The sequence below is a fragment of the Fischerella muscicola PCC 7414 genome (assembly GCF_000317205.1).
GTDB lineage: Bacteria > Cyanobacteriota > Cyanobacteriia > Cyanobacteriales > Nostocaceae > Fischerella > Fischerella muscicola.
Window position 1 is genome coordinate 1 of sequence record NZ_AJLK01000208.1, and the last position, 1885, is coordinate 1885.

General features: G+C 35.9%; 3 protein-coding genes. 1 reads left to right on the top strand and 2 read right to left on the bottom strand.

The features are described 5' to 3' along the window. Window positions 1-24: 24 nt before the first annotated feature. Window positions 25-306 (bottom strand): hypothetical protein, encoded by a 282-nt coding sequence (locus tag UYI_RS39440; RefSeq protein WP_235148057.1) that lies wholly within the window; start codon window positions 304-306, stop codon window positions 25-27. 105 nt (window positions 307-411) lie between these two features. Next, window positions 412-666 (bottom strand): hypothetical protein, encoded by a 255-nt coding sequence (locus UYI_RS39445; RefSeq protein WP_016870612.1) that lies wholly within the window; start codon window positions 664-666, stop codon window positions 412-414. 425 nt (window positions 667-1091) lie between these two features. Here UYI_RS39445 and UYI_RS0131200 point away from each other — a divergent pair, with 425 nt between their 5' ends. After that, a complete protein-coding gene (locus UYI_RS0131200; RefSeq protein WP_016870617.1) occupies window positions 1092-1523 on the top strand; it encodes a peptidoglycan-binding domain-containing protein in 432 nt (143 codons plus the stop codon). Window positions 1524-1885 lie beyond the last annotated feature (362 nt).

A 1885-nucleotide genomic window follows, 5' to 3' on the forward strand; every position in this document is an offset into this window, starting at 1 on the left:
AGCTAGCTGTCTCAACTAAAGCAACTAGTTATCGTCAAACTTCTGTAATTGAGGTGAACCGCCGTGAGATTGGATTGCAGGACGTAAAGCTTCCCAAGTCTCTCGAATTTTACCAGCAACATTTTTTAATCTAGCTGTATTCTCATCGGCTGCCCAAATTTCCAGTTCACGACCATAGTAGTCGAGCATTGCAACCTCCAAAGGCATCTTAGGTTCTAACTGCATTGCTAGTTGAGCAGCGATCGCACTAACTTGGTTAGCATCGCACATCGCTTGATGGTTCTTTGCTGCAACTGTACTTTGCAAAACAGTAATACTTGAGTCAAGCTTGGCTAAGTTGACATCGGTTCTTCCCTTTTGTGTTTTGAAGCTATCTGATACAGCTTTGAGTAGCGATAAATGGTGTTTTGCTTATGTCCAATTGTTGGTTTTAATCAGGTTATAGATAGTCTTGCTATATTCGCCAATTTGATTTAGAGTTACTACTTGTTCATCTTTGCTCACTATTGCAAATACTTTTTTAGCATTAACATCATCATTACTGTCACTAACTTCTATAGGGACACTAATCGGTGATGGAGATGCGTAAACTGATTGTACTGATAAACTTAAACTCAAAGTTCCAACCAAACTAGCTTTCAAAATAAGTTTGATAACAGATTTCATGCTAAAACCTCCATGACTGTGGTTTTGTGACTTTGCTCTGTATCTATCACCAGCAAAGCACTTTAGGAATTGCTTCCTCTAGACTCTATCAGTCAGATGTGACAAATTCTTTACAAAACTATAAAAAAACAGTCACATTTTTCTCTTTATCTGATTTGCAAATGATATTTGCAAGTTTTCACAAGTATTTCTGAAAGACAAAATAATTTTTTCAAATCCTGATAAATCTTTCCAAGTTCTTTACTTTTACTAACTAAATTGAAATTACAGCAGAATTCAAAAGTCAGTTCGCGTTGGCGCAGCCTCTCGTAGAGAAGGGTAGAGTAGAAAAATGAGCTTTGTAACTGACTTTAAAACCTTGAAAATATACTTCATTAACTTTAAATCTGCTGTAATATATTTTCCAAACAAGGAGATACTCTCTTATGACTAATAAATTTGTGAAACTTGCTTTATCTATTGCAGCCTTAAGTCCATTGTTATTCTCTTCTATAGCACCAGCTAATGCCCAAACATCTACCGCACAAATGCAAAAAACAGGCACACATATTTCAACGCAAGTGCATCCCAAAAATGTCAAGGCTACTAAAATGATGCGGGCAACCACAGCTGCTTCCAAATCAACTAAACTTATTAGTTATTCACCTCAAACAGCACCAATTCTCCGATTAGGAAGCAAAGGCAAAGCAGTAAAAGAGATTCAGGCATTCTTGAAAACCCAAAAACTCTACAATGGAGCAACTGATGGAGTTTACAGTAGAAACACACGTTCTGCCATTATTGCTTTTCAAAAGTCTCATAATTTGAAAGCTGATGGAGTTGTTGGAGTAAAAACTTGGTCTGCCATAATTCATTAATTACTTAGATAGTACAGTTTGCTTTTTAAGCATAGTTTACCAAAAGAGGGAGGAGGCGAATGTTGCTCGCCTTCTCCCCTTGCTAACAATCATTAATATTAAGTAAATCTATTCCTAATACTTGAATATATTGACAAAATTCACGCTGCCAGAAATTTACAATATATTACAACTCAATCCGCATAATACAAAAATCAGCCCATACGAGAATAAAGTGTTTTTATATCTTGATATATGGAAATCTTAATTGTTGAGGATAAATTTGAAATTTCTCGGTTAATCCAGTTTTCTTTGGAAGACGAAGGATTTTCTTGCCATAATTGTGGTGATGGGCTTCAAGCATTCCAAATAATTCAAGAGCA

What these genes read in the sequence shown, in the direction of transcription:
- UYI_RS39445 (WP_016870612.1), bottom strand. Translation starts at nt 666, where the DNA reads ATGAAATCTGTTATCAAACTTATTTTGAAAGCTAGTTTGGTTGGAACT.
- UYI_RS0131200 (WP_016870617.1), top strand. Translation starts at nt 1,092, where the DNA reads ATGACTAATAAATTTGTGAAACTTGCTTTATCTATTGCAGCCTTAAGT.